This window comes from Acidovorax sp. KNOB132, from assembly GCF_057541515.1.
In genome coordinates this window covers 1-592 of record NZ_BAAJYT010000654.1, presented here as the reverse complement: position 1 = coordinate 592, position 592 = coordinate 1, and the positions used below count along the sequence as shown (strand labels likewise).

The 592-nt window shown below is 71.6% G+C and carries 1 protein-coding gene; it reads left to right on the top strand.

What is annotated here, in order from left to right:
* Positions 1–123: 123 nt before the first annotated feature.
* Positions 124–592, top strand: a 469-nt coding sequence (locus AC27IO_RS25240) for an ABC transporter permease (RefSeq protein ID WP_498741348.1), incomplete at its 3' end; no start/stop codon positions are given.

Here is a 592-nt window from a genome sequence, read left to right as displayed (position 1 = left end):
CGCCAGCCTGGTGGTCGCCACGCACGACCGGCGCGCGGCGCAGCCCTGGCGGGCCGGCCGGGCGCACCACCTGGATCTGAATGAAATCGGCCCGCAGGGCAATCAACCCTAGGGCATATCGCTATGAAAAATATAGCAAATGTCCTGGGTCTTTCGTGGCGCTACCTGTGGTCGCGCCCGCTGCCGGCCGCGCTCAACCTGCTGCTGCTCGCGCTCGGCCTCGCCGCGGTCACGCTGGTGCTGCTGGTCAGCCGCCAGATCGACCAGGCGTTCGAACGCGACGTGCAGGGCATCGACCTGGTGGTGGGCGCCAAGGGCAGCCCGCTGCAGCTGATCCTGGCGGGCGTGTTCCACATCGACGTGCCGCCCGGCAACATCGCCCTGGCCGACTTCGAGGCGCTGGCCCGCCAGCCGCTGGTGGCCGAGGCCATTCCGCTGAGCCTGGGCGACAGCTTCTCGGGCTACCGCATCGTGGGCACCACGCCCCAGTACCCCGCGCACTACGGCGCCGCGCTGGCCCAGGGCCGCCTGTGGCAGCAGCCCATGGAGGCCGTGCTGGGCGCCGCGGTGGCGCGCGCCATGGCCAGCGCCG